This window comes from Winogradskyella sp. UBA3174 (genome assembly GCF_002364335.1).
Taxonomy (GTDB): Bacteria; Bacteroidota; Bacteroidia; order Flavobacteriales; family Flavobacteriaceae; genus Winogradskyella.
Window position 1 is genome coordinate 2981 of the sequence record NZ_DEXW01000002.1, and the last position, 2678, is coordinate 5658.

Annotated in this window: 3 protein-coding genes; all 3 read left to right on the plus strand. The window is 30.2% G+C overall.

Features of this window, described 5'->3' with window-relative positions:
• The coding region (locus B2U95_RS00035) for an ATP-binding protein (RefSeq protein WP_296310998.1) at nucleotides 1-776 on the plus strand (776 nt) is incomplete at its 5' end.
• Between the two features lie 5 nt (nucleotides 777-781).
• A complete protein-coding gene (locus B2U95_RS00040; protein WP_296311002.1) occupies nucleotides 782-1822 on the plus strand; it encodes a hypothetical protein in 1041 nt (346 codons plus the stop codon).
• Between the two features lie 24 nt (nucleotides 1823-1846).
• Nucleotides 1847-2611 (plus strand): HNH endonuclease, encoded by a 765-nt coding sequence (locus B2U95_RS00045; RefSeq protein WP_296311004.1) that lies wholly within the window; start codon nucleotides 1847-1849, stop codon nucleotides 2609-2611.
• Nucleotides 2612-2678 lie beyond the last annotated feature (67 nt).

Here is a 2678-nt window from a genome sequence, read left to right on the forward strand (position 1 = left end):
AAGAGACTAAAGAAAAAGAAGAACAATTTGAAGAAATAAAACGGACGATAGCTAAATATCAAGGTCAGGTTACTTTGGGGAAAATTATGACAGTAGTGTTCCACGAAGGTAGAAAACCACTTAATGCCCTAAAACAACATCCGAAATTCATAACAGCTTGGAGTAAAGAATTTATATCTGCTTTTAAAGGTAATGATCAACTTAAAAACGATGAGTTAAAAGAACTTTATTCGAAAATTTTAGACAGGTTAAACGACAATAAACAACAGGCTGAAATTTTTATTAATATTTTCAAAAAGCTGGAACCTCTAGCAAATAGTAAGAGATCATATCCAAAGACATTTGTTCTTTCTAAGCCAATTATTGATGCTTTCAAGCTTTTTGAAAGCGAACTAAAAGAAAAGGATATTTCATATTCAGTAACAGGAGATATTGAAACCAAATTTAAAGGTTGGGAAATCGATTTTCAAATAGCTTTTGCAAACTTAATTGAGAATAGTATACATTGGCTTCCTACTAGTAGCAGTAAAAATATTTCAGTAGTAATAAAAGATACTAGTGATAAACTAATTATTGATTACCAAGACAGTGGAACAGGGATAGATGAAGAAAATATTCAGAATCAAGATATCTTTGATCCGGGATTTTCAACTAAAGAGGAAGGCACTGGGCTAGGTCTGTCAATTGCTGGAGAATCATTCGAAAGAAATAAAGCCAAAATACGTGCAATAAGCAATAATGAAGGAGCAAATTTTATAATAGAAATTAATAAATAGTACATATGAATATACTTGTAGTAGATGATGATACCAAACAGAACAAAATCTTAAAAGATTCTATAGAATTATTTAATAAAACAAGTAATGTTCAGATAACTCTAGATGAAGCTATAACGCTGGATGATGGATTAAAAAAACTACGTAAAAACTCGTATGATGGAGCAATTGTCGACATGCGTCTTGAGCCCAATGATACTGATGGCTTAGGCAATCAGATACTTAATGAGATTAAATCAAAATTACGATTTCCTGTTCGAGTTGTATCAGGTCATTTAGGAGATTTAGAACCTGAACTTCAATCCGAAAATTACTTATTTAGATGCACTACTCGTGGTGACGAAGATTATGATGTGATTTTATCTGAATTCCAAGATATTCATTCCACGGGAATTACTGGAATCTTAAATAATAAAGGCTTAATTGAGACAAATATTAATAATATCTTTTGGAGGCATATCTCTGAAATTCTACCTGAGTTTGTGAATCATAAAAAAGCAAATCCAGACTGGGAAGTAGAAAAAGTTTTACTTAGATATATTTCTTCTCATATATTAGAATATTTAGAAATAAGTATAGATAATAATCTTGAACCAGTACATAATATTGAATTTTACATTAAACCACCTGTAAAAGAAAAGGTATTTACAGGAGATATTTTAAAAGTTGTAGGAACCAATGACTACGGAATAATCTTAACACCTGCTTGTGATTTAGCAACAGACTCAAAAAGAACAGAACCTAAAGCTGAATACGTAACTATATGCATAATAGACAAATACACAACTATAACCATGGGCAAAAATAGCGGAGATACAAGAAATTTAAAATCTAATAAAGCTGATTTAAAATTTCATTTTTTACCTGAAACAATTCTTTTTGAAGGTGGATTTATCAATTTTCAAAGAATATTAAGTGTTCCTATTAATGACATAGCAAATAAGTCAAAATTTGAAGTAGAATGCGTAATTACTAATCCATTTAGAAAAGATATAATATCTCGTTTTGGAAATTATTTTTCTAGACAAGGTCAACCTTCTTTTTAAAAAATAGGATAAATCCTAAATAAATTGGAAAAAAGAAGCAAAGAATTTTTAGAAGTAGGTTTTTATTTATCAAAGTTTGGCGAGATAAATAAAAATGAAAATTATCCTTCTCCTCCATCTCGTCTTAAAGTTGATAAATGGAATAATGCATACAGAATTTTCTATGAGAAGTTAAATGGGGGGAGAACTGTTTTAGCATTTGAACGCAGTTTGAAAAATGCTCGAGACGCTTTTGATAGTCACTTACCAAATTCGCAACGCATTGGCTGGCTGGCCGACAATAAAAAACCAAACCCTTTAGGAAAAGAATCTCAAATCGTTTTTGACAATTTGATAAATAAATCAGAAGATCAAGTATGGGAAATTATCGAAAAATATTCGGATTTAAAAGTAAAAGAATACAAGCAAATTTTTGAAGATCTTATTGCTATTCAAGAAAACGAATCTGAATATAAAACTGGGAAAACAGAAGGAGGAAAAAAAATAGTAACGTCAAGTTCATATGAGAGAAATCCTTCCGTTAGAAATGACGCAATAAAAATTCATGGTCTAAAATGCTCAGCTTGTGGTTTTAACTTTCAAAATTTTTATGGAGATTGGGGAAAAGGATTTATAGAAGTACATCACATACAGCCATTATCTGAAAACAAAGGAAAAGAAATAGAAACCAACCCAAAAACTGATTTGGAAGTTTTATGCGCGAATTGCCACAGAATGGTTCATAGAAAAAAAGGTATTACACTTTCACTCCAAGAATTAAAAGAAAAAATTAATAAGAGCATTAGTTAACTGCACTTATTGTTGACTGTATCTTACGTTTCCTTTTAATACACTTCTTAACTTAAATATTACCTAA

Coding starts and splice junctions, on each gene's coding strand:
- B2U95_RS00040 (WP_296311002.1), top strand. CDS start 782: ATGAATATACTTGTAGTAGATGATGATACCAAACAGAACAAAATCTTA.